Below are 21,896 nucleotides of genomic sequence, written 5' to 3' on the forward strand. Positions count from 1 at the left end.
GCCGCCACGCGCCATCCATGGCGCGGGGCGGCTAAACCGGCATCCCTGCCGGTTTACCCCCCAAATCCCTGTCGAATTCCGGCCAGCGTGGTTTAACGGGGCGCCTAAGATCAAAAGCAGATCAAGAGCGGCTCGCTTCGCATCGTGGTTACCGTTGAGCTAACAGAGTTATGTAGATACCTATGCTGCGATGGCATCACCTCGGTGTATCTGATGTACCGAGGTGTCTGCATCGCAGGCAAGCCAGCTCCCACAGTTTGAACGTATTCCAACCCGGCACTCAGCGTCCGAGCATTTTCACCCAGCGCGATGGCGGCATGCCGTAGGTGCTGCGAAATTGGCGGGTCATGTGGCTTTGGTCGGTGAAGCCTGCGGTCATCGCCGCATCCACCAACGATTGGCCCTGGGCCAACAAGTGGCGCACCAGGTCCAGTCGGCGCATGGTCAGGTAGCGGTAGGGGCTGGTGCCGAATAACAAACGAAAATCCCGCGATAACGCCCACCGGTCGCGGCCGGCGTGGTCGGCAATTTCATCCAGGGTGATGCTGCGGCCCAGGGCGCTGTGGATGAATTCACGGGCGCGTTCGGCCGCGATGTAGTCGAAGGATTTACGGCGGATGATGGCCCCGGACGCAGCGCTCAGCGCGTGGGCCAGGTCGAACAGGGCATCTTGCTCTTGCATCGGGTCTATCGGGCAATCCAGGCTTTGTAGCAACACTTCGCTGGCGCGGTGCAGCCGTGGGTCGGTGGACAAGCCGCCGGGGATAAACGGCAACGGTTGCCCACCGAGGATCTGCTGGATCAACGCCGGCTCCACATAAATCATCCGGTACTTGAAACCTTCTTCGCTGCCGGCACGGCCGTCATGGGTTTCATCGGGGTGGATCACCATGGTGGTGCCGGGCAGGCTGTGGGTTGTGCCGCCGCGATAATGAAAACTCTGTACGCCGAACAACGTGCGCCCGATGGCGTACGTGTCATGGCGATGAGGGTCGAAGGCGAAGCCGGCAAAGTACGCCTCGATACGGTCAAGGCCACTGGCGTGGGGCGCGCGGTGCAGCCAGTCGAGGGAGTGGATGGGGTTGCCCATGGTGACTTGTCACAAAAGGAAGTGGAAACACGTTAACTGAGTCTGCACCGGTTGTCTGCTGGGGTCTTGTACGATTGTGCAGGTGTTGGGCGAGGCCTATGATCCCTGTTCGTATACTGCGCTGGTGGTGCTCCTCATGGATGTTTTCAACCCTGCCTATGTGGCGCCGCTGGTCTCGCTCGCGCTGCTGTGGACGGTCGCCGTGGTGACCCCCGGTCCCAACTTCTTCAATACGGCGCAGTTGGCCGCCAGCTGTTCGCGGCGTCACGGTGTGGTGGCGTCGGCGGGCGTGGCGACCGGCACGATTATCTGGGGGTTGGCTGGTGGCTTGGGCATCAAGTCGCTGTTTACCGCCGCGCCCATGTTGTACCTGGCGTTCAAGATCATCGGCGGCTGCTACCTGATCTATCTTGGGCTGAGGCTGTTCAAACGCTCGGCGCCGAGCACGGGGCAGACGGTGTTGCCCGATGAGCCGCGACGGTCACTATTTTCCGCATGGCGTTTCGGTTTACTGGGCAACTTGTCCAACCCCAAGGCAGCTCTGTTCGTCGCCACGGCCTTTGCCTCGACGATGCCACCGTCACCCTCGCCGGCGCTGTTGACGCTGGCGGTCATCACCATGGCTACCTTGTCGTTCAGTTGGTATTGCAGCGTCGCCCTGGTGTTTTCCAGCGAGCACATGGCCAACCTCTACAGCCGTTCGCGCAAGTGGCTCGACCGCTTTGCTGGCAGTTGCTACCTGTTGTTCGGTGCACATCTGGTAGCGAATCGCTAACCACCCATGGTAAGAAGCCTTACTTTCAATAGTGAGGTCGGGTCATGAGCAAGGTGCGGGTAGGGATTATTTTTGGGGGCCGTTCGGCTGAGCATGAAGTCTCGCTGCAATCGGCGCGCAACATCGTCGACGCCCTCGACCGCTCGCGCTTTGAGCCCGTGCTGATCGGTATCGACAAGGCCGGTCACTGGCACCTCAATGACACCTCGAACTTCCTGCTCAACCAGGAAAACCCGGCACTCATCGCCCTCAACCAGTCCAACCGTGAATTGGCCGTGGTGCCCGGCAAGGCCAACCAGCAAGTGGTGGAAACCTCCGGGCAGGGCATGCTGGAACACATCGACGTGATCTTCCCGATTGTTCACGGCACTCTCGGTGAAGACGGTTGCCTGCAAGGCTTGCTGCGCATGGCGGACTTGCCCTTCGTCGGTTCCGACGTGCTCGGCTCGGCGGTGTGCATGGACAAAGACATCAGCAAGCGCTTGCTGCGCGACGCGGGTATTGCGGTCACGCCGTTCATCACCCTTACGCGAGCTAATGTGGCGCGCACCTCGTTTGAAACGGCCGCTGGCAAGCTCGGTGTGCCGATGTTCGTCAAGCCTGCCAACCAGGGTTCGTCGGTGGGGGTAAGCAAAGTCGGCAGCGAAGCCGAGTACCGCGCTGCCGTTGAACTGGCGTTGGGGTTTGATGAGAAGGTGCTGGTGGAGTCCGCCGTCCAGGGCCGTGAGATCGAATGCGCCGTGCTGGGCAATGACGAGCCCATCGCCAGCGGTTGTGGCGAGATCGTGGTGAGCAGTGGTTTCTATTCCTACGACAGCAAATACATCGATGGCCAGGCTGCTCAGGTGGTGGTGCCGGCGGCGATCAGTCACGAAGCCAGCGAACGGATTCGCAGCCTGGCCATTGCGGCGTTTGAAGTGTTGGGCTGCGCCGGGTTGGCGCGGGTGGATGTGTTCCTGACGCAGGACGGCGAAGTGCTGATCAACGAGATCAACTCACTGCCCGGTTTTACCCGCATCAGCATGTACCCCAAGCTGTGGCAGGCGGCAGGCATGAGCTACAGCGAACTTGTCAGCCGGTTGATCGAGCTGGCGCTGGAGCGGCATGCGGGGCGCAAAGGGTTGAAGATCAGCCGCCAGTGATTGGTCCGAACCAGTAACGCCATCAGGCGTTACTGAGCACTTCGCGAAAAACGTCCGGCCTTATGGCTGCAATATGCAGTAGCGAGCGTGCTGCTCCGGAAGGTGAGCGACGCCCTTGCTCCCATTCTTGAAGGGTTCTTACTGACACGCCCAGAAGCTCGGCAAATTTTGGTTGTGAGAGCCCTGTCTTGCTTCTTGCTTCGGCAGCTTGAGTGACCTCAACGTGCTGCACTGCACCGTAACGTCCCGCTTTGACATCCTGAATGGCTGTCAGTAGTTCTTCGCCTATATTGCGTTTGGCGTCACGTTCCTTCAGTTCTTTATCAGTGAGTGGCATGGTTCATTTCCTTTGCGATTTTGTACAGGATATGTGCCGGAATATTCTCCGTGGCGCTCTTGCCATAAATCAGTAGCGCGACGACTGCTCCGCACTCCAGTTGTGTGGTGTAGATGACCCGCACTGATCCACTTTTACCCCGGCCCTCCATGCTCCAGCGTATCTTTCGGCAACCTCCCGAGCGCGGAATGACATTTCCAGCATCAGGATGGCTGGCGAGAAACGCCATGAAGATACCTTTTTCATCTTCAGTCCAATAGTCAGGCCATTGCCTGCTGAAGAGAGGGGATTCTATGAGAGTGAACACGCGAAATTCTACGTCTTTGACGTAGCCTCTGGCAAGAAAGAGCGGGCCAGAAAATCGCAGGTGAGATGGGGCTGCTCAAGAAGGTTTTTATCGCAAAAGATGACATGGCACTTTGAGTTTTGGCGCTCCGCGTAGGATTTAAGGCGTAAGGTTGCAGGTCTTTTTTTATAAGCCTGTACGGATAGATCAACACCTTAATCACCCAACGCCTCACCTTCACGCCGAGGATCAGCGCCACCACTGAGCGTCACCTTGCCCTGGGCATCCCGTGTGCGCACGATGGCCTGCACGCCGCTGGTCATCTCGATCTCGCTCAGGGCGTGGCCCTTGTCCTTGAGCACCTGTTTCAGTGCCGGGCTGAACAGCCCAGCTTCCAACTCGGTAGCACCATTGCGACTGCCGAAGTTAGGCAGGCTGATTGCCGCCTGCGGGTCGAGCTTCCAGTCGAGCATGGCCACCAGGGATTTACTCACGTACTCGATGATCTGCGAGCCGCCGGGGGAGCCGACGGTAGCCAGCAGTTCGCCTGTCTTGCGGTCGAACACCAGGGTCGGCGCCATGGCCGAGCGTGGGCGTTTACCCGGTTGTACGCGGTTGGCCACAGGCTGGCCGTTTTCTGCGGGGATGAACGAGAAGTCGGTCATCTGGTTGTTGAGCAAAAAGCCCTGGACCATCACGTGAGAGCCGAATGCTGCTTCAACCGTGGTGGTCATCGACACGGCGCCGCCCTGGTCGTCCACCGCCACCACCTGTGAGGTGGAGATGCGCAGCGGCGAGCGGTCTGGTGCGTACGCCACCTGAATACCGGCGGGTTGGCCGGGCTTGGCGATGCCCATGCTGCGCTCGCCGATCAGCGTGGCGCGTTGTGCCAGGTAACCTGGCGCGACAAGACCGGTAACCGGGACGGGGGTGAAGTCTGCATCGGCCACGTACAGCGCGCGGTCGGCAAAGGCCAGGCGCCCGGCTTCGGCGAGCAGGTGCACGGCCTCGGGTGTCGGCTCAAGCCCGGCCGGCGAAACACTCTTGACCGGTGTCATGGGGGCGATGGCCAGGCGCGGGTCGCGGGTTTCCAGCGCCTGCAATGTCCCCAGGATCTGCGCCACGGCAATCCCGCCCGAGGACGGCGGTGGCATGCCGCAGACCTTCCATTGTTTGTAGTCGGTGCACAGCGGTGCGCGCTGCTTGGCGGCGTAGCCCTTGAGGTCGGCCTGGGACAGGCTGCCGGCATTGCGATGGCCCTGTACCTTGCGTGCGATTTCATCGGCAATCGGGCCTTGGTACAGCGCATCCGGCCCTTCCTTGGCGATGCGCTTGAACACCGCGGCCAGTGCCGGGTTTTTCAATCGTGTACCGGTGGCTTTTGGCGAGCCGTCGGCATTCAGGAAGTACGCCGCCATGTCGGGTGATTGCGCGATAAAGCGGTCAGCGGCGATCAAGCTGTGCAAGCGTGGGGAAATGGCAAAGCCTTGCTCCGACAGGCGAATCGCCGGCTCGAACAGCTTGGCCCATTGCAGGTGGCCGCTCTTTTTGTGCGCCATCTCCAAGGCGCGCAGTACGCCCGGCGTGCCCACCGAGCGCCCGCCAATCTGCGCATCCGTGAACGCCATCGGCGTACCGTCGGCCTTCAGGAACAGACGCTCTGTCGCCCCGGCCGGTGCTGTTTCGCGGCCGTCATAAGCCTGCACCTGTTGTCCATCCCATAGCATGATGAACGCACCGCCGCCGATGCCGGACGACTGCGGTTCCACCAGAGTCAATACCGCTTGCATGGCAATCGCCGCATCAATGGCTGAACCGCCTTGACGCAGCATTTCACGCCCGGCTTCAGCGGCCAGTGGGTTGGCGGCGGCGGCCATATGGCGCTCGGCGTGGCGGGTGCTCAGGTCGGTGCGATAGCCCGAGCCCAGCTCTGGCGCCGCAGGCTGTTCGTTGACGGGCGTGTGGCAGGCTGCGAGGGCCAGGGTTGCGGCGATGACTGTCAGGCTGCGGCGGGAAATCAAAAACACGCGCTGAACTCCGTTCATGTTGAGAGGGGGCTGTGGTCCTTGGGCTACTGCGTTTTTTTTACAGGTAAATCGTGCCTTGCATGTACAGCACGGCCTTGCCGGAAATAATCACCCGGTCACCCTGGAGTTCACAGCGCAACTGGCCCTTACGCTGGCCGCCTTGTTCGGCGCTCAATTGCGACTTGCCCAGGCGCTCGGCCCAGAACGGTGCCAGCGAGGTGTGCGCCGAGCCGGTAACCGGGTCTTCATTGACGCCCACATTCGGGCCGAACCAGCGCGAGACAAAATCAAACCGCGTGCTCTTGGCGGTCACCGCAATGCCGCGTTTAGGCAGGCCCTTGAGTCGCGCAAAGTCCGGTGCCAGGGCCGCTACCTGCGCTTCATCCTCCACCAGAACTATATAGTCGTCGGTGCCAAACACCTCGGCGGATTCAAGCCCCAGGGCACTCAACATGCCGTGGGGCGGCTCACAGCGTTCAGGTTTCTTTGCCGGAAAATCCATCGCCAGCTCATCGCCGTTGCGCGTTACCCGCAACTCGCCGCTACGGGTGGCAAAGCGCAGAACCTGCGGGGCGTCCGCCAACTTGTGGATCAATACCCACGCGGCGGCCAACGTGGCATGGCCGCACAGGTCCACCTCAACTTCCGGCGTGAGCCAGCGCAACTCATAGAACTCGCCACGGGGTACAAAGAACGCGGTTTCCGAAAGATTATTCTCGGCCGCAATCTGCTGCAGTTGCGCGTCGGGCAGCCACTCGGTGAGCGGGCACACTGCTGCCGGGTTGCCGCCGAAGGGATGGTGGCTGAAAGCGTCGACTTGGTAGATGTCCAGTTGCATCGGGGCACTCCGTGTTTAGGGGAGGCTGGACACTAACAGTGGGGTAGGGGGGCGTCAAAATACAGTTAGGGAGTTTTTTGCGCGCATAAAAAAACGGCCTACCTTTCGGTAAGCCGTTTTTAGTACTTGGTGGCTACACAGGGACTTGAACCCCGGACCCCAGCATTATGAATGCTATGCTCTAACCAACTGAGCTATGTAGCCAAGTGGCGCGCATTATTCGCTTGGAACGGCAATGCGTCAAGCGTTTTTGTAGAATTTTTTTCTACGCTTTCAACTGTTTAAGCCAAAGCACTGGTTTTGGCGACGGGCGGTGACGAATGCGCTGTGGATGAGGGGAGTGGAAGCGCTTGGCGTCTTCGAAGGTTTACTCGCAGGCCATGTCCGACAGTGTTGGGCAGATATCCCTGTCGCCCAACACTGGACTGGCTAACTCAACTTACCGATGCAGTGGGGGGTGGGTGACGCGCTTGAGCTGTTCGCGGGCCCGTGACAAGCGCGAGCGCACGGTGCCGATAGGAATGTCCAGTACGTCGGCGGTGTCCTGGTAACTGCCGTCGGTTTCCAGCGAGGCGTAAAGTGTTCTGCGCATCTCGGTCGGCAAGTGGTCAATCGCACTCAGGGTATTTTCCAAGCGCCGGTTGACTTCGAACTCCCAGTCCAGGCTGTGGTTTTCTTCATGGCCATGCCACAGCGACTCGTCGAATTCGCAATGCGCAGGCTTGGCATACAGGCGTCGGAAGTGATTGCGGATCAGGTTCTGCGCGATGCCGCACATCCAGGTACTGAGTGTCGCGGTACCACTGAAACGTTCGCGATTGCGCCAGGCCTCCAGGTAAGTCAATTGCAAAAGATCATCCGCGTCTTCCGGGTTCAGGACCCGTTTGTGAATGAAACGGCGAAGTTTTTTCTGTTGATCGTCTGTCAGATGGAGCATGAATTGAGGCGAACTGCCACCAAGGTGAACGAGGGCTTCAATAGGGATATTCATGATTTTTCCTTAAGGTAGACGCAGTCGAAATAGTTTCGGCGGCTACCTCTTTTGCACTGCCTGTGCCAAAGGAGAATTATCATGTAACTATCTGATTTATATAAATAAATACGTTATGGTTGCGGTGGTTTTGTGCAGTAATTTGCAAAAGGCACCAGGGACCTGTGCGGGTTTTTTCATCTTGTTGGATGAGTGAGTTTCAGTGGAACCATCTGGGCGGGCCTGACCACATATGGACACTCTCTTCCTGTACTGGCCTGCCCATGAAAGTCGAATCTACCAACGAAGTGCCAATGACCCCGCGGGTGGAACTCCCCACCGCTAGCCCGGCCGCCAAACCTGAGCCAGGCCAAGGTGTCGATGATCTTTCTCTGCACTTCAGTCAGGAGGTGGAATCCAGCAGTCGTACGTTGGATAAGCGTGTAATTGACGTGCGTGTGCCTCCTGTCCAGGTGCTCGCGCAGCTCTATGAGCAGTTGGGGCATCCGGCCCAGGAAAGCTTTGCCGCGGTAGTACGTCGAATCAGGCAGAAATTACTCACGCAACCCAGCATCGATACATTGCTGGGGCTCACTGGCGGTGATCCGGCACGCACCTTCGTGGTACTCAAGGCGGTGTGCGGGCAGGCCGAGGCCGACGTGCGCAACTCCGAAGCCGACCTGGCGCGGGATGCAATTGCCAAGCTGGAGATCCGCTTCAAAGGGGAGATCCAGGCGGGCCTGAATATTGCCATGGCCTTGCATAAGAAGAGTGGCGATCCAGAAGAGCTCCAGGCGCTGCGCGCGCTCTATTACGCCAGTGTGGTGACACGGCAATCCCTGGCGACCATGATGCACGCGCTGCTCGGCATCTACAGTGACGACCGTTTTGCACATGGGTTGAAAATGATGTCCAGCGCCCTGACGGCCGACATTGCCGCCCATGTGTCCTCCGTCCCTACGGCAATGTTGCGCACCTTGCTGACAGGCCTGGGCAAATGCGGCGCATTGAGCGGGGTGTTATGCAGCTGTCGTGAGGTGATTCAGAACCTTGCGATCGAAATGCATGCGGTGAGCCTGCTGCGACGCATGCTGGGTTATGCAGACACCGGCATCGTGACAAATGAAGTCATGCGCCTGGCTGAAGAAATGGGGGCCAGCACATCAAAACTCGTGTCTCTCAATGCGCTTTATAAGCTGTTTCAAAAGTTGCCCGAGGCCTTGTGGCCGGATAGCAAATCGCGCCAAGAGGCGCTGCACAATTTTCTGCTGGTGATGGACGAACTTGCCCGCCTCGAAGGCATACGCCCTGGTTTTCCTAATTCGACTATCCTGGCGTGAGCGTGCTGTCCACCCTCAACGGTGTACTGCTCAAGGTGGCGCAGCGTGCCGAGGTCTTGGGCGCGGTGGTGATCATGGCCATTGTGTTCATTTTCATCGTGCCGCTGCCTACCTGGCTGGTGGACATTCTGATTGCGCTGAATATCTGTATTGCCTGCCTGTTGATCATGCTGGCGCTTTACTTGCCCGGGCCTTTGGCGTTCTCTTCCTTCCCGTCGATTTTGTTGCTGACCACCATGTTCCGCCTGGCGTTGTCGATCGCAACGACGCGCTTGATCCTGCTCGAACAGGACGCCGGCGATATCGTTGAGGCCTTCGGCAATTTCGTAGTGGGCGGCAACCTTGCTGTTGGGATGGTGATCTTTCTGATCCTGACCCTGGTCAACTTTCTGGTGATCACCAAAGGCTCTGAACGGGTTGCCGAAGTGGCGGCGCGCTTCAGCCTGGACGCAATGCCGGGCAAGCAGATGTCCATCGACAGTGACTTGCGTGCCGGCTTGATTGACGGCGTGCAAGCGCGGGACAAGCGTGAACAGTTGTCCCGCGAGAGTCAGTTGTTCGGGGCCATGGATGGTGCCATGAAATTCGTCAAGGGGGATGCCATCGCGGGGTTGATCATCGTTGTGGTCAACCTGTTGGGCGGCTTCTCCACAGGTATGTTCCAGCACGGCTTGAGCGCCGCCGATTCAATGGCGCTGTATTCGGTGCTGACGATTGGCGATGGTCTGATTGCGCAGATTCCGGCGCTGTTGATCTCTCTCACCGCCGGCATGATCATTACCCGCGTGGCACCGGAAGGGCGCAAGGGCATCACGAACATGGGCGCCGAGATCGCACGCCAGATGACCAGTGAGCCCAAGAGCTGGATGATCGCCTCGGTGGCCATGCTGGTGTTTGCGATCGTGCCTGGTATGCCGACCCTGGTGTTTATTCTGCTGGCGATGATGACCGGCGCCTTGGGTTATTACCTCGACCGTCGGCGCCGACGTGAAGCGCAGCCAGAAGCCGAAGCCGTCGAAGCCGTGCGGCCTGAAGAAAATGGCAAAGAGGATCTGCGCGGGTTTGATCCGTCCCGGCCTTATCTGCTGCAGTTTCCCTCGGCTTTGCGCGGCACGCCTGAGGTGACCGATCTTATTCACGGAATCCGTCAGGTACGAAATTCCCTGGTTGCCAATATTGGCCTGACGTTGCCGCCGTTTGAGGTCGAGATCGATGACTCGCTGGACGATGATGAAATGCGCTTCTGCGTCCATGAGGTACCCATGGTCAAGGCGTCGGTGGTCCAGCACGTTGCCGTGGAGCGCAGCGCCCTGACGGTTGAGCCTGAGCATGGCGTACCGGGATTGGCCGAGCGCAATGAACAGGATTGGCTCTGGCTGCCGCCCGACGACCCACTGCTCAATGATGCGCAGTTGGAGCGCTTCACGGCGACGAGCCTGATCGTCGACCGCATGAAGAAGGCGATGATGCTCAGCGGGCCGCAATTCCTGGGGATTCAGGAGAGCAAGTCGATCCTCAGTTGGCTTGAGAACAATCAACCCGAACTGGTGCAAGAACTGCAACGCATCATGCCAATTTCGCGCTTTTCGGCGGTGCTGCAACGCCTGGCCAGCGAAGGGGTTCCGCTGCGCGCCGTGAGGTTGATTGTCGAATCGCTGATCGAATACGGCCAGCACGAACGCGAGCCGGAAGCACTGGCTGACTATGCGCGCATTGCCCTCAAGTCGCAGATCTACCACCAGTACAGCGAGGCCGATGGGCTGCATGCCTGGCTGTTGTCACCGCATACCGAAAACATCCTGCGCGAGGCGCTGCGCCAGACCCAGACCGGGGTGTTCTTTGCACTCGACGGCGATAATAGCGCTGCGCTGGTCAACCTGCTCAACCAGGCCTTCAGCGCACGGGCAAAAATAAAAAGTGTGTTGTTGGTGGCGCAGGATTTGCGCAGCCCCTTGCGAACCTTGTTGCTTGAAGAGTTCAACCATGTGCCGGTGTTGTCTTTCGCCGAGCTGGGGAGCACTTCCAAGGTCAAGGTGCTGGGGCGTTTTGACCTTGGCCAGGATGAGTTGATGCACGGGACATTGGCATGAACACAGCGCTACTTGCAGAGTACGGGGGGACGTACTGATGTTCGAACTCCGAGTCTTGGATGGTTTGCATCAAGGGGCTGCGCTGCCCCTGTTTGGTGAGCAGTGGAGCCTTGGCGCCAACGCGGACGCTGATCTCTTGCTGGATGATCCCGGTATCGCCGAGCACCACGCGCGCCTGCTATTGCTCGAAGGGCGCTGGTCGGTGCAGGCTGAAGCGGGGCTGCTGAAAAACGGCGATGGGCAAATGTTGGCGCAGATCGGCGATCTGGCACTCAACACGCCGTTTATGATTGGCCCCGTCAGTTTGTGTGTCTGCCCTGCCGATCATCCTTGGCGGCAGGCATCGGTGCTCAAGCCGCCCCGGCCGGCAACGGAGCCCTTGCCCCAGGCGCCATTGCCGCTGACGCTGTCTTCCATTCCCTTGTTGCAGCAAAAACGCTTGGTCAGCCTGGTTCTGCTATGCGCCGTGATCATCGCTGCGGTCGGCATTATCTTCAGCGGTGAGCGTGAGGCCCAGGCATCGCTGATGCCGGCGGTCATTCAGAAACCCGGGTTGGACTCACCCGCTGAGGTGCGTCAGCAACTCATGAAGATGCTCAACGAGCGTGAATTGCTCCAGCGCGTCAGCTTGCAGATCGTCAATGGTCAGATTGCCCTCAATGGTGTTGTTTCCCAGGATGAAGTGGAACTGATTGCGCGCATGCTCGACCGTTTTGCCGAGCAATTCGACACTGTGGTGCCGGTGATCAGTCGCGTACGGGTACGCGAAGGCAAGTTACCGTTCAAGATCTCGCAGATAGTGGGTGGCCCGAATGGCCACGTGGTGCTGGAGGAAGGAAGCCGCTTATTCGTGGGTGATGAAGTGGATGGCCTGCGCCTGGTTTTGATCGATAACAGCAAAGTGGTTTTTGACGGCGAGCAACGTTATGAGGTGGGCTGGTGAAGGGGTCGCTGCAGGAGCGTCTGGAGGCCTGGCAACTGAACCAGTCACAGGCATTGAGCAGTTTCGCACCGGTGACAATGCTCGGTCGTATCCAGCGCGTGAACGGCATGCTGCTGCAGTGCCGGTTGCCGCAGGCCCGTATTGGTGACCTATGCAAAGTCGAAAAAGGGCCGGGCGACTACATGCTCGCCGAGATCATCGGGTTCGATCAGCGCGATGCGGTGCTCAGTGCCCTGGGCAACCTTGAAGGCGTGCGTGTAGGCGCCAGCGTCGAGCGGTTGGGGGTTCCGCATCAGGTCCGGGTCGGTGATGAGTTGTTGGGGCAGGTGCTGGATGGTTTTGGCCGCCCGATTGCGGGCGATGGTGTGAGCGCGTTCGTGGAAGCGGACACCCCTGGGGCGACCACAGTGTTATGCGAGGCGCCTCTTCCTACCGAACGGCCGCGGATCAACCGCGCACTGGCTACGGGGGTGCGCTCGATTGATGGCCTGATGACCCTGGGGGAGGGCCAGCGTGTCGGGCTGTTTGCCGGAGCCGGTTGTGGCAAGACCACCTTGTTGGCCGAAATCGCCCGTAACGTGGAGTGCGATGTGATCGTATTCGGTCTCATCGGGGAGCGGGGCCGGGAACTGCGCGAGTTTCTCGATCATGAACTGGATGAGCAGTTGCGTGCCAAGGCCGTGTTGGTGTGTGCAACCTCCGACCGCTCAAGCATGGAGCGCGCGCGTGCCGCGTTCACGGCAACTGCGCTGGCCGAAGGTTTCCGGCGCAAGGGCCAGCGGGTGCTGTTGCTGATTGACTCTCTGACCCGTTTTGCCAGGGCCCAACGTGAAATCGGCCTGGCTGCCGGTGAACCCTTGGGGCGCGGTGGTCTGCCGCCGTCGGTCTACAGTTTGCTGCCACGTCTGGTGGAGCGTGCCGGCTTGACCCGTGAAGGCGTGATCACGGCCATCTATACAGTGTTGATCGAACAGGACTCCATGAACGATCCGGTAGCGGATGAGGTGCGCTCTCTGCTCGACGGTCATATCGTCCTGTCGCGCAAGCTGGCCGAGCGCGGCCATTACCCGGCGGTCGATGTCCTGGCCAGCCTTTCGCGGATTCTAAGCAATGTTGCCGAGCCCGTGCATATCCGTGCCGGCACGGCGCTACGACGCTTGCTGTCGGCTTACCAGCAGATCGAGCTGATGCTCAAGTTGGGGGAATATCAGCCCGGCAACGATGCACTCACCGACCTGGCAGTTGACAGTCGGCAGGCGGTAGATGGCTTTCTGCGCCAGGACTTGCGCGAACCTTCGCCGCTTGCCGCCACCATGGATCAATTGGCTGAGCTGACCGCCCATGTCCCATTCTGAAGTGTTACCGGGTGAAATCGATACCCTGCAACGTTTGCGCCGACACCGTGCAGACCGCGCCGAGCGTGCGCTGCGTGAGGCAAAAAGGGCGCAGCAAGCGCTGGTCGCGCATATCCGGGAGGCGCAGGAAATCCTCGAGCAAACCCGCCTGGAAGAGGCCCGGCAATGCGCGCAGCTGTTGAGTCAGCACCAGGGGCAGGTGGTGACGTTCAAGGCGCTGAAAAACTGGAGTGCCAAGGAGCGGCAATTATCGGCGGGTACCCGGCGTGAAGAAGGCCAATTATTGCAACTCCAAGAGCAGCAGCAAGAGCGGGCTGCGCGGGTCGGCCAGGCGCAGAAACACGTCACCTTGTGCTTGCGCCAGGTAGAAAAAATACAAGAGTTATCTGAGTTACTGAGGCAGGAGCCGATATGAAACAGGTTTCAGTTAATCCGCCTGAACGTCAGCGTCCGCGCGAGTCTCGCGATGATCGTGCACCTGAATTCGGTGCCCTGGTGCCTTGGGAGCAAGGGCGATTGTTCGCCCGGTTGTTTGACGATGGGGGCCAGGACAGCGGGGGATACGGAGCGTCTCTGAACGGAATCAAAGCCTCGGGCGATGTCGCCATGATCGGGGCACTGACCGAGCAGTTGGCGCCGCGAATGCTCGTTGGTTCGCAATGGCCGTTGATGGCTGTTTTTCACCTGGGCCGCCTGGGGCGGATCAACGCCAGTATCCGCCGGGAGCAGGGGGGCTGGAATGTCGAGCTGCACGCAGAGCAAGACAATACGGTGCACTGGCTCAGTGGTGTACGCCAACAATGTGAGCAACGGTTGGCGCAGAGCCTGCGCCAGCCTGTCAGTTTGTATCTGGCAAAATCGACGTAGGCATGATGCTGCCACCTTTGATACTTCCCAGATTCAAAACCGATATTGCGGTTGCCCGGCAGCGGTTGGGGCAAGGGTTGTGTATGCCGTTCGAGGTCGCTGGGTCGAGTGGCGAGTTGAGAATGGAGCCGGGTACTGCTCCTGTGGGTATCCAGCCGCTCTGCTTCGAGACCGCCTGTGGCGTCTTGGCCTTCAGTGAGCCAGGACCACAGTTCAGCTTGATGGGTGAATGCCCCGTGACGCTCGAGCCGGCCGGGAATGATCCGGACGCCTGGTTCTGGGAGTTGTTCCAGCATCATCTGAGCCCTCAGGTGCAGGAGTTGTTTGGGTACCTGCGTTTGCTGCCAGGCGCTCGCCCCATGAACTTTGGTTGTCGACTCTGCGTGACGCTTGGGGCCTCTCGCGTGGCGGGCTATCTGTGGCTGTCTGTCGAGAGCTTTCTGGCGCTATGCAAGGCGGGGCCGTGGCGATCCAGGGCTGAGCCGATGCCGGCGCAGTTTCGGCTGGCGGTTGACGTAACGCTTGGGCACCTGAGGTTGTCCATGCACCAGCTGCGCGGCTTGCGGGCTGGTGACGTGCTGGTGCTTGAGCGAGCCTTTTTCAGTGCGTCGGGAGCCGGCCACGTACAGGTTGGCAAACAGCGCCTGGTGGGCTGGATCGACGCTGGATCCGGGCCGATGCGCCTGACCCTTACTTCTATCGAGGATATGTTTGTGGATGAGGATTTTGCAACACAGCCCTACTCAGAGCATGAGGATGAAACAGCGGTGATGGATGTGTTCGGGCATGAACCATTCGACGAGCTGAGTATGGCGCTCAATGTACGGTGCGGTACGCTGAACCTGACCCTCGGCGAATTACGCAACCTTGCGCCCGGCGCGGTGTTGGGGGTCGCCGGCTATGCTCCCGGCACTGCCGGTCTCTACTACGGCGACCGCCCCCTCGGCCTGGGCCAGTTGGTTGAAGTGGACGGGCGGCTGGGGCTGCAGATGTCTCGCGTGATCTTTTCTCGATGAATAGTTTCCAGGGAATAGATCCGGTCGTCCTGGCAATATTTCTTGGGGCATTGTCGTTGATGCCCATGCTGCTGGTCGTCTGCACGGCATTCCTGAAGATCGTGATTGTGCTGATGATTACCCGCAATGCCATCGGTGTGCAGCAGGTGCCTCCGGGCATGGCCATCAATGGTATTGCCCTGGCGGCAACCCTGTTCATCATGGCGCCTGTAGGCTATGAGATGGCGGAGATCGTCAAGGTGTCGCCCCTGGACCTGACCAGCGTAGGCGCACTCCAACAGACGGGAATGGAGGCGATCAAACCATTGCGCACCTTCATGCTGCGCAACAGTGACCCGGATATTCTTACCCACCTGTTGGAAAATGCCATGCGCATGTGGCCGGCGCAGATGGCGCAGGAGGTCCAACGTGAGGACCTGATCCTGCTGGCGCCGGCCTTTGTGCTGTCACAGTTGCAGGCGGGGTTCGAAATCGGCTTTCTGATCTATATCCCTTTCATCGTGATTGACCTGATTGTTTCCAATCTCCTCTTGGCTTTGGGTATGCAAATGGTCTCGCCCATGACCATTTCCCTGCCGCTCAAATTGCTCTTGTTCGTGATGGTCTCCGGGTGGTCGCGGTTGCTCGACAGCCTGTTCTTTTCCTATCTCTGAGTGACCTATGGAACCCATCGTACTGTTCAAGCAGGGCATGTTGCTGGTAGTCATGCTGACGGCGCCGCCGCTGATCGTGGCGGTGGTGGTGGGGGTCATGACCTCCCTGGTGCAGGCACTGATGCAGGTCCAGGACCAGACGTTGCCCTTCGGTATCAAGCTGGTGGCAGTGGGGATCACCCTGATCATGACCGGTCGCTGGATCGGTGTGGAGTTGATCCAGTTGATGAACTTGACCTTTGACATGATCGGTCGATCGGCCCTGCACTGAGGTCTGCCTGTGCTGTTATATCTTGAATATTTGCCCTCCCTGCTGGTCGCCATGGCGCGTATCTACCCCTGCGCTTTCCTCGTGGCGGCATTCTGTTTTCAACATATACGCGGCATGCTGCGGCACACCATTGTGGTGGTCATGGCACTGCTGCCTGCACCTGCCATTCATGTCTTGCTGGAGGGCCAGGAACACTCGGCGCTGATGCTCGCAGGGCTGGCCCTCAAAGAGTTGGCCCTGGGGTTATTGCTGGGCGTGTTGCTGTCGATGCCGTTCTGGCTGTTCGAGTCGGTCGGGGCGTTGCTGGATAACCAGCGGGGCGCTTTGGCCGGTGGTCAGCTCAACCCCTCGCTTGGGCCAGACGCGACGCCGGCCGGGCATCTGTTCAAGCAATTGGCGATTTTTTTGCTGATGGCCAGTATGGGCCTCGGGGCGTTGACGCAGGTGATCTGGGACAGCTATCTGCTCTGGCCACCGACGGTGTGGTTTCCACTGCCCGCTGCCGATGGGTTCGATGTATTTGTCGGCCTGCTTGGCGATACCTTCACGCACATGATGCTCTACGCTGCCCCCTTTATTGCAGTGCTGCTGTTGCTGGAGTTCGGCATCGCGCTGCTGGGGGTCTACAGTCAGCAATTGCAAGTGAGTACGCTGGCGCCGCCCCTCAAGAGCCTGGCAGGTATCGGTGTGCTGTTGTTGTATTTTGCGTTGCTGCAGGACCTGATCGTCGGGCGCATGGGCTTGCTTAAAGACCTCAAGCACTCCCTGGGCGTGTTCTTCAAGGTCTCGCTGTCATGAGTGATTCGGGGGAAAAGAAGCACCCCGCATCAGCCAAGAAGCTGCGTGATCAGCGTAAGAAAGGCCAAGTCGCCCAAAGCCAGGATGTGGGTAAGCTACTGGTGCTGACAGCCATCAGCGAAATCGCCTTGTTCACCGCCGAGAGCAGCCTGCAACGTTTCCAGCAGTTGATGCTGCTGCCGATCACGCGTCTGTCCTTGCCTTTCCCGCAGGCGCTGGAAGAAGTGATGGTCGAAGGTTTGATGTTGTTTTTCTCCTTCGCCCTGTTGATGGCCGCGGTGGCGATTATCACGAAGCTGGTCAGCAGTTGGATGCAGTTCGGAATTCTGTTCGCGCCGGACGCCTTGAAGCTCGACTTCAATCGTCTCAACCCGCTCAGCCAACTCAAGCAAATGTTTTCTGCCCAGTCGGTAATGAACCTGTTGATGAGCATCGTCAAGGCCACACTGCTGGGCCTGATCCTGTACGTGGTGATCTGGCCTTCCCTGGGGGCGTTGATCAATATGGCCACCAGCGATCTGCAAAGCTACCTCCTGGGATTGATCGCCCTGTTCCGCTATCTGCTGCATGCCTGTCTCGGGTTATTGCTGGTGTTGGCGCTTATCGACCTGGCGATGCAGAAATACTTCTTTGCCAAGCGCATGCGCATGACCCAGGTCGAGGTCATGAAAGAGTACAAGGACATGGAGGGCGATCCCCACGTGAAGGGGCAGCGCCGCGCCCTGGCGCAGCAGTTGGCCCAGGAGGAGCCGAAGGTCAAGCTGCCCAAGCTGGAGGAGTCCGATATGCTGGTGGTCAACCCGACGCACTTTGCCGTGGCCTTGTATTACCGCCCCGGCAAAACGCCGCTGCCCCTGCTGGTGAGCAAAGGGACTGATGATGACGCCCGTGCGTTGATCGCTCGCGCCAAAGCGGCTGATGTACCGGTGATCCAGTGCGTGTGGCTGGCCCGTACGCTGTATACGAACAAGCTGGGGGCGACAATTCCTCGTGAAACCCTGCAGGCCGTGGCATTGATCTACCGCACCCTGCGCGAGCTTGATGATGAGGCCAAGCGTGAAACCCTGGAATTGCCGGAGCTTGATCTGCGTTGATCAGCGCCGGGTACGCGCATCCAGGCTTTCAAGGTTGGCCAACGACAACATTCGGCTGAGGAGCCTGTCGAGCAGGTTGGGCTGTGGGGGCAGTGCATGCCAGATCACCAGCGCGTCCTGTGCGTCAATGTAGATAAAGCAGCCATCGAATGCCACGGCCTGCTCGAAGCGCCGCTCCAGCGCGTTCTGCAATTGTGAAGCTTGCAGCGCCTCGCGAGCCACGTGCAGGGCCAGACCCTGACGGGTTCCGGCTTGCATGTTGCTGGCTGTTACCCCCGGGCCAAGCGTCAGGTGGGCGGCAGAGCCGCCCACCAGGCTGTCGAGGAAGACCTGGCGTTCATCGGCCGGGGTTCCCTGGGCGCTCATCGTTCCAGCGACACCGTCTGATAGTCCGGACGTTCTCCGGCAGGGCCGGGTTCTACGCGCGTTTGTGAGGGCCACCAAATCACCAGCTTGTCCTTGGACGATTGCGGACGTGAGCAGGAGTCGCCCCTGCAGGTGGGCGTACAACCGGCGACGAGCAGCGCCGCGCCGATCAGGGTGACGTACAGCGAGCGATGTTTCATGGCTTGGCCTTTTGAGTTGGAGTGATCAGGGAGGGACGGGGCACGCTGATGTGTTCATCCTTGACCACCGGGCGCATGGCGATAAACACTTCTGCTTCCTCGCCCGGCTTGAGCCAGGCGCGGGGCCAGACACTCACGGCCAGGGTTTGCGAAGTACTGCATTCCTTTTCGTCGATGCGCACATTGCGATTGAACTGGTTGCGCAGCACCACCACGGCTACGTTGTACTGCGGGCCGGCGTACCACTGGCTGCGCTCGGTGTTCAGCGCCAGCAAGTTGCGGGTACTGCACAAGGTGTTCAGCCCCAGGGGCATCGGCGCTACCTTGAAGGCTTTGGGCACTTGCCCGGTGACCAGGTGCGCCAGGGTACTGATAATGTCGCTGCGCTTGATCACTGGCTGGTGAGGGTCATAGCGCCTGGCCAGGGGGGTGAGAGCGGCTTGCAATTCGACCTGGTCTGCCTGGGGCAGGTAGCGTGACGGGTCGGTCTGGTCGCCGATAACGCGGGGCGTGAGGATGAATAGACGTTCGCGCCGATTGTTCTGTCGTTCAGTCGAGGAAAACAACGCCTTGCCCAACAGCGGAATATCCCCCAGCAGGGGTACTTTGCTGTGCTTGTCGGTGCTTTCGGTGACGTGGAAACCACCGACCACGAGCGAACGTTTTTCGGCCATGATGGCTTGGGTGCTGACTTTGCCTCGGCGTACATCGAAGCTGCCGGGAGTAGGGTTGGCCTCTTCGAAGTTACCGTCCTCGATATCGACCAACAGCTGAATCTGATGGCCACCACGGCTCGTGATGACGCGGGGCACGACCTGGAAGCTGGTACCCACGGTGATCGGTAAAATCGTAGCGTTCTGCCGACCGCGAGTCAGGTATTGGGTCCGGTTGAAATCAATGACCGCTGGCTGGTTTTCCAGTGTCAGGACTGACGGATTGGACACCATGGTTGCCAGGCCCTTGGCTTCCAGCGCGCGTATCTCCGCGTCGAAACGACCGCGGTTTTCAATTGTCAGTTGAGCGTTGCCGGAAATCATGTTGGCTGCGCCACTGAAGCGACTGTTCTGAAAGCCCCATCTCACCCCGAATTCGCGCAGTTGCGTGCGCTCGATGTCGAGGATGATGGCATCGATTTCCACCAGTTTGCGTGCCACGTCGAGCTGGGTGATCAGTTCGCGATACATTGCCTGCCGTTCCGGCACGTCATAAATCAGGATGGCGTTATTGCGCAAGTCGGCTTCGACGCGGATACGGGCAGGGCTGAGGGGGCCCCGCCGGGTGATTGACATGCCCGTATCGGTCGAGTCGTTCAACCCGGTTGTCGCCGTGGAGCCGAGCATTTGCCCCAGCAACGGGTTGCTCAAGCGTGGCACCACCGGAGTGATGAACGGCGGCTGGGTGATGGAGCGTTGAGACTGCGCCGAAGACGTTGAGGGTGAGCGCGGTTCCAGGAGCCCTCTTAGCATGGTGGCTACACCGGGGATGATGATTTTTTCGTTGCGGTATTCCATTTGGCGATCCGCCGCGCTGGCGAATTTCAGTGGATAGCTCAGCACGCTCTGTTTTTCATCCATAGAACGGCGCTGGCTGCTGAAGCGCTTGATCTGTTCGATATAAACCTTCGGGCCGGAGACCAGCACAACACCGTCTTCCGGCAACTCGCCCCAGCCGAAACGACTGTCGAGCAAGCCTATATCGGTCAGCGCTTGTTTGAGGTCCGCGATGGTCTCGGAGGAGACTTCCAGGCGCGCGGATTCTTGCTGGTCCAGGGTGCTGATATAGAGGGTGTTGTTATACATATACCATTGGAAACGGTGTTCGACCCCCAACCGGTCGAGCAATGATTGCGGCGTATTTGCGCGTATCTTGCCGTTGACGTTACCTTCGAGCAGGCCCTCGACCTGGAGCTGAGTACCAAATGTCTGGGCAAAATCCTCCAGCACTTCGCGCACTGGCTTGTGCTGGGCTTCATAAGCGTAGGCCGTGTTCTTCCACTCAGGAGGTATTGCGGCCAGCGCGCTATCCAGTGGTAGCAGCCACCCGGGCAGCATAATGAGCCAACACCAGGCGGCGCGGGGAGTAAAAGCAGGTACGTGAGGGCGCAAGCGTTTGTGCTTGTCGTTTTTATCAGGCATGGGAAAGTCTCTGGTTAGTACGGTGTCGAGCGCAGCGACGTGGATATGAATGTGCGTACAGGCCGCGCCTGGCGCGCGACGACGGCGCGCCAGGTGTCGCGTTGGTTGAGGAGGGACTCGAGGCACTTCGCCAGCGCTTCGCCGTGCCCCCTCTCCACGCATTGAATAAGCCAAAGCGCACCGGTGGTCGGCGCCAATGCAACTGCACCTTGAAAATAGCTCAGGCTAGGGCCTCCCAAGCGCATCCAGGTGCGCAACTGGGCTTTGTGGTCACCCGCCTGGGTCAACTGGACCTTTACCAGCAATCTGTTCGAAACGCGTTGAAAGATGATTTCGTCGTCGCTCTCAAACAAGGTGAGCTGCTCTTCGTGGCCGTTCAGCCAACCGGCAAGGAGTGCTTGCAACTTATTGCACGCCATCCAGCGCTGTTTTGAGCAGTGTATGTCTGGAGCGCGTGTGTTCGTTGAACGCGATGACAGAGAGCTTCTGTTGTTTCATGAGGTTGCTGAAGTAATCGATATCTGCATCGAGCGCTTCCGGATCTTTATAGGCCGTATTCACCCGCTTGATATCAGCCTGAACTTGCCTCAATAGATGGTTTTTCAGGTTTCCGTGAAAGTCCATGATTTTTACTCCAGATGTGTCTGAACTGTGTGGCGGGTTGTTTGCCACCAGTTCCATCGGAAGAAATTTTTTTAAAGATATCGCCTGCCTCTACCGCTATGTCCCTACACGTTTGTAAACAATATTTCTCGCATCGAGGCCCAGTCGATCCGAAAATCGCCTTCATCTGTTTCCAGTAGCAGCGATTGAGGTTTGACCTGGTCATCGGGGCGAAGCTTCCAAGGTGTAGAGCCCAGCTGGACCAAGGCTTGGGCTATCTGCTCATGTTCGAGCGGGTTGCAAACCAAGGTGGCCTTCATAGGTGGAATTTGCGTCGTTACCAACTGTTTGACCAATGCCGAAAGGCGCTTTGGGGGAGGCACTTCCTCCAACAGGCAGTGGAAGGCTCGGTTGGCGATGGATGTTGCGTAGTGTTCGAGGTTGTCACACATCGCCTTGCGTTGGCGCTCCCACGCACTGAGTTGCGCGTGGGCGCGTGACCAGAAGTCGAGGCGGGCCTGCTCAAGCATTTCTTCACGATGCTCAACCGCCTGGCGCAGCAGCTCTTCAGCTTGTGCCCGTGCGCTATCTAGCAACTGCGCGGACTGAAAGCAATCGGCGAGCATCTCCCGGGTAATCAGTACTTTTGGCTGCCCGGAAGCGCCGTCGTGCAATTCGATTTTGCGTTGGGTCAACATAG

Annotated in this window: 25 protein-coding genes and 1 tRNA gene; 13 read left to right on the top strand and 13 right to left on the bottom strand. The window is 59.2% G+C overall.

The genetic code is table 11. The features are described 5' to 3' along the window. Positions 1-280: 280 nt before the first annotated feature. Positions 281-1,090 carry an AraC family transcriptional regulator gene (locus tag GIV35_RS03420; protein ID WP_105225651.1) on the bottom strand — a complete coding sequence of 270 codons (810 nt, stop codon included), beginning with the start codon at positions 1,088-1,090 and terminating at the stop codon, positions 281-283. 136 nt (positions 1,091-1,226) lie between these two features. On the opposite strand from GIV35_RS03420, the gene GIV35_RS03425 reads away from it, so the two are divergent. Further along, positions 1,227-1,865, top strand: coding sequence for a LysE family translocator (locus GIV35_RS03425; RefSeq protein WP_200647662.1), 639 nt, complete (start codon positions 1,227-1,229; stop codon positions 1,863-1,865). A 44-nt stretch (positions 1,866-1,909) separates the two neighbouring features. Further along, positions 1,910-3,007 (top strand): D-alanine--D-alanine ligase, encoded by a 1,098-nt coding sequence (gene ddlA, locus GIV35_RS03430; protein ID WP_105225652.1) that lies wholly within the window; start codon positions 1,910-1,912, stop codon positions 3,005-3,007. A 22-nt stretch (positions 3,008-3,029) separates the two neighbouring features. Here ddlA and GIV35_RS03435 read toward each other — a convergent pair whose 3' ends face one another. From GIV35_RS03435 to GIV35_RS03460, 6 genes are all read right to left on the bottom strand, one after another. Next, the gene (locus GIV35_RS03435; protein WP_089041410.1) at positions 3,030-3,344 is read right to left on the bottom strand and encodes a helix-turn-helix domain-containing protein; all 315 of its coding nucleotides are present in this window, start codon (positions 3,342-3,344) and stop codon (positions 3,030-3,032) included. Beyond that, positions 3,331-3,573: a hypothetical protein gene (locus tag GIV35_RS03440; protein WP_197986766.1), complete on the bottom strand. Its 243-nt coding sequence runs from the start codon at positions 3,571-3,573 to the stop codon at positions 3,331-3,333. The genes GIV35_RS03435 and GIV35_RS03440 overlap by 14 nt, the downstream gene beginning before the upstream one ends. Positions 3,574-3,845: 272 nt before the next feature. Further along, complete coding sequence (ggt, locus tag GIV35_RS03445; protein ID WP_236264166.1) at positions 3,846-5,675, bottom strand: gamma-glutamyltransferase; 1,830 nt, start codon at positions 5,673-5,675, stop codon at positions 3,846-3,848. 40 nt (positions 5,676-5,715) lie between these two features. Then, on the bottom strand, positions 5,716-6,495 hold the full coding sequence (locus GIV35_RS03450) for a PhzF family phenazine biosynthesis protein (RefSeq protein WP_236264167.1): 780 nt from the start codon (positions 6,493-6,495) through the stop codon (positions 5,716-5,718). Between the two features lie 127 nt (positions 6,496-6,622). Next, a tRNA-Met gene (locus tag GIV35_RS03455) sits at positions 6,623-6,699 on the bottom strand. Positions 6,700-6,934: 235 nt separating this feature from the next. Further along, positions 6,935-7,486: an RNA polymerase sigma factor gene (locus GIV35_RS03460; RefSeq protein ID WP_054897146.1), complete on the bottom strand. Its 552-nt coding sequence runs from the start codon at positions 7,484-7,486 to the stop codon at positions 6,935-6,937. 263 nt (positions 7,487-7,749) lie between these two features. On the opposite strand from GIV35_RS03460, the gene GIV35_RS03465 reads away from it, so the two are divergent. Genes GIV35_RS03465 through sctU form a run of 11 tightly spaced genes read left to right on the top strand, consistent with a single transcriptional unit; the run spans position 7,750 to position 17,892 of the window. Beyond that, positions 7,750-8,805: a TyeA family type III secretion system gatekeeper subunit gene (locus tag GIV35_RS03465; RefSeq protein WP_236264180.1), complete on the top strand. Its 1,056-nt coding sequence runs from the start codon at positions 7,750-7,752 to the stop codon at positions 8,803-8,805. Further along, positions 8,802-10,895 carry a type III secretion system export apparatus subunit SctV gene (sctV, locus tag GIV35_RS03470; RefSeq protein ID WP_054921797.1) on the top strand — a complete coding sequence of 698 codons (2,094 nt, stop codon included), beginning with the start codon at positions 8,802-8,804 and terminating at the stop codon, positions 10,893-10,895. The genes GIV35_RS03465 and sctV overlap by 4 nt, the downstream gene beginning before the upstream one ends. A 37-nt stretch (positions 10,896-10,932) precedes the next feature. After that, positions 10,933-11,838: an FHA domain-containing protein gene (locus GIV35_RS03475; protein ID WP_105225656.1), complete on the top strand. Its 906-nt coding sequence runs from the start codon at positions 10,933-10,935 to the stop codon at positions 11,836-11,838. After that, positions 11,835-13,193, top strand: coding sequence for a FliI/YscN family ATPase (locus tag GIV35_RS03480; RefSeq protein ID WP_034128102.1), 1,359 nt, complete (start codon positions 11,835-11,837; stop codon positions 13,191-13,193). Before GIV35_RS03475 ends, GIV35_RS03480 begins: the two co-directional genes overlap by 4 nt. Then, positions 13,180-13,608 carry a type III secretion system stalk subunit SctO gene (sctO, locus tag GIV35_RS03485; RefSeq protein WP_198715279.1) on the top strand — a complete coding sequence of 143 codons (429 nt, stop codon included), beginning with the start codon at positions 13,180-13,182 and terminating at the stop codon, positions 13,606-13,608. The genes GIV35_RS03480 and sctO overlap by 14 nt, the downstream gene beginning before the upstream one ends. After that, complete coding sequence (locus GIV35_RS03490) at positions 13,605-14,060, top strand: type III secretion system HrpP C-terminal domain-containing protein (RefSeq protein ID WP_105225658.1); 456 nt, start codon at positions 13,605-13,607, stop codon at positions 14,058-14,060. Before sctO ends, GIV35_RS03490 begins: the two co-directional genes overlap by 4 nt. 2 nt (positions 14,061-14,062) lie before the next feature. Beyond that, complete coding sequence (locus GIV35_RS03495; protein ID WP_223023410.1) at positions 14,063-15,076, top strand: FliM/FliN family flagellar motor switch protein; 1,014 nt, start codon at positions 14,063-14,065, stop codon at positions 15,074-15,076. Beyond that, a complete protein-coding gene (gene sctR / locus GIV35_RS03500; RefSeq protein ID WP_034128098.1) occupies positions 15,073-15,729 on the top strand; it encodes a type III secretion system export apparatus subunit SctR in 657 nt (218 codons plus the stop codon). Before GIV35_RS03495 ends, sctR begins: the two co-directional genes overlap by 4 nt. Positions 15,730-15,736: 7 nt before the next feature. After that, positions 15,737-16,000: a type III secretion system export apparatus subunit SctS gene (gene sctS, locus GIV35_RS03505; protein WP_034128097.1), complete on the top strand. Its 264-nt coding sequence runs from the start codon at positions 15,737-15,739 to the stop codon at positions 15,998-16,000. 9 nt (positions 16,001-16,009) lie between these two features. After that, positions 16,010-16,798 carry a type III secretion system export apparatus subunit SctT gene (sctT, locus tag GIV35_RS03510; protein WP_223023411.1) on the top strand — a complete coding sequence of 263 codons (789 nt, stop codon included), beginning with the start codon at positions 16,010-16,012 and terminating at the stop codon, positions 16,796-16,798. After that, entirely contained in the window at positions 16,795-17,892 is a 1,098-nt protein-coding gene (gene sctU / locus GIV35_RS03515) for a type III secretion system export apparatus subunit SctU (protein WP_034128095.1), read from the top strand. Before sctT ends, sctU begins: the two co-directional genes overlap by 4 nt. On the opposite strand, the gene GIV35_RS03520 is transcribed toward sctU, so the two are convergent. From GIV35_RS03520 to sctL, 6 genes are all read right to left on the bottom strand, one after another. Then, positions 17,893-18,258 (bottom strand): transcriptional regulator, encoded by a 366-nt coding sequence (locus GIV35_RS03520; RefSeq protein ID WP_223023412.1) that lies wholly within the window; start codon positions 18,256-18,258, stop codon positions 17,893-17,895. Continuing rightward, complete coding sequence (hrpT, locus tag GIV35_RS03525) at positions 18,255-18,458, bottom strand: HrpT family type III secretion system protein (protein ID WP_233475116.1); 204 nt, start codon at positions 18,456-18,458, stop codon at positions 18,255-18,257. Before hrpT ends, GIV35_RS03520 begins: the two co-directional genes overlap by 4 nt. Beyond that, entirely contained in the window at positions 18,455-20,593 is a 2,139-nt protein-coding gene (sctC, locus tag GIV35_RS03530) for a type III secretion system outer membrane ring subunit SctC (protein ID WP_105225663.1), read from the bottom strand. Before sctC ends, hrpT begins: the two co-directional genes overlap by 4 nt. 14 nt (positions 20,594-20,607) lie before the next feature. Then, positions 20,608-20,997: a type III secretion system chaperone gene (locus tag GIV35_RS03535; protein ID WP_105225664.1), complete on the bottom strand. Its 390-nt coding sequence runs from the start codon at positions 20,995-20,997 to the stop codon at positions 20,608-20,610. A 1-nt stretch (position 20,998) separates the two neighbouring features. After that, positions 20,999-21,217, bottom strand: a complete 219-nt coding sequence (locus GIV35_RS03540) for a hypothetical protein (protein ID WP_034128090.1) — start codon at positions 21,215-21,217, stop codon at positions 20,999-21,001. A gap of 104 nt (positions 21,218-21,321) precedes the next feature. Then, a complete protein-coding gene (gene sctL / locus GIV35_RS03545) occupies positions 21,322-21,894 on the bottom strand; it encodes a type III secretion system stator protein SctL (RefSeq protein WP_034128089.1) in 573 nt (190 codons plus the stop codon). Positions 21,895-21,896: the final 2 nt, after the last annotated feature.

The sequence above is a fragment of the Pseudomonas sp. PA-1-6B genome (genome assembly GCF_021609545.1).
Classification (GTDB): Bacteria; Pseudomonadota; Gammaproteobacteria; order Pseudomonadales; family Pseudomonadaceae; genus Aquipseudomonas; species Aquipseudomonas fluorescens_BV.

Excerpts from the sequence above, each read along its gene's own strand:
- ggt (WP_236264166.1), bottom strand. The coding sequence starts at position 5,675 with ATGAACGGAGTTCAGCGCGTGTTTTTGATTTCCCGCCGCAGCCTGACA.
- GIV35_RS03495 (WP_223023410.1), top strand. The coding sequence starts at position 14,063 with ATGATGCTGCCACCTTTGATACTTCCCAGATTCAAAACCGATATTGCG.
- GIV35_RS03420 (WP_105225651.1), bottom strand. The coding sequence starts at position 1,090 with ATGGGCAACCCCATCCACTCCCTCGACTGGCTGCACCGCGCGCCCCAC.
- GIV35_RS03465 (WP_236264180.1), top strand. The coding sequence starts at position 7,750 with ATGAAAGTCGAATCTACCAACGAAGTGCCAATGACCCCGCGGGTGGAA.
- sctU (WP_034128095.1), top strand. The coding sequence starts at position 16,795 with ATGAGTGATTCGGGGGAAAAGAAGCACCCCGCATCAGCCAAGAAGCTG.
- GIV35_RS03460 (WP_054897146.1), bottom strand. The coding sequence starts at position 7,486 with ATGAATATCCCTATTGAAGCCCTCGTTCACCTTGGTGGCAGTTCGCCT.
- GIV35_RS03440 (WP_197986766.1), bottom strand. The coding sequence starts at position 3,573 with ATGGCGTTTCTCGCCAGCCATCCTGATGCTGGAAATGTCATTCCGCGC.
- sctL (WP_034128089.1), bottom strand. The coding sequence starts at position 21,894 with ATGTTGACCCAACGCAAAATCGAATTGCACGACGGCGCTTCCGGGCAG.
- GIV35_RS03425 (WP_200647662.1), top strand. The coding sequence starts at position 1,227 with ATGGATGTTTTCAACCCTGCCTATGTGGCGCCGCTGGTCTCGCTCGCG.
- sctR (WP_034128098.1), top strand. The coding sequence starts at position 15,073 with ATGAATAGTTTCCAGGGAATAGATCCGGTCGTCCTGGCAATATTTCTT.
- GIV35_RS03520 (WP_223023412.1), bottom strand. The coding sequence starts at position 18,258 with ATGAGCGCCCAGGGAACCCCGGCCGATGAACGCCAGGTCTTCCTCGAC.
- GIV35_RS03435 (WP_089041410.1), bottom strand. The coding sequence starts at position 3,344 with ATGCCACTCACTGATAAAGAACTGAAGGAACGTGACGCCAAACGCAAT.
- hrpT (WP_233475116.1), bottom strand. The coding sequence starts at position 18,458 with ATGAAACATCGCTCGCTGTACGTCACCCTGATCGGCGCGGCGCTGCTC.
- GIV35_RS03450 (WP_236264167.1), bottom strand. The coding sequence starts at position 6,495 with ATGCAACTGGACATCTACCAAGTCGACGCTTTCAGCCACCATCCCTTC.
- GIV35_RS03490 (WP_105225658.1), top strand. The coding sequence starts at position 13,605 with ATGAAACAGGTTTCAGTTAATCCGCCTGAACGTCAGCGTCCGCGCGAG.
- sctS (WP_034128097.1), top strand. The coding sequence starts at position 15,737 with ATGGAACCCATCGTACTGTTCAAGCAGGGCATGTTGCTGGTAGTCATG.
- sctC (WP_105225663.1), bottom strand. The coding sequence starts at position 20,593 with ATGCCTGATAAAAACGACAAGCACAAACGCTTGCGCCCTCACGTACCT.
- GIV35_RS03475 (WP_105225656.1), top strand. The coding sequence starts at position 10,933 with ATGTTCGAACTCCGAGTCTTGGATGGTTTGCATCAAGGGGCTGCGCTG.
- sctO (WP_198715279.1), top strand. The coding sequence starts at position 13,180 with ATGTCCCATTCTGAAGTGTTACCGGGTGAAATCGATACCCTGCAACGT.
- ddlA (WP_105225652.1), top strand. The coding sequence starts at position 1,910 with ATGAGCAAGGTGCGGGTAGGGATTATTTTTGGGGGCCGTTCGGCTGAG.
- GIV35_RS03540 (WP_034128090.1), bottom strand. The coding sequence starts at position 21,217 with ATGGACTTTCACGGAAACCTGAAAAACCATCTATTGAGGCAAGTTCAG.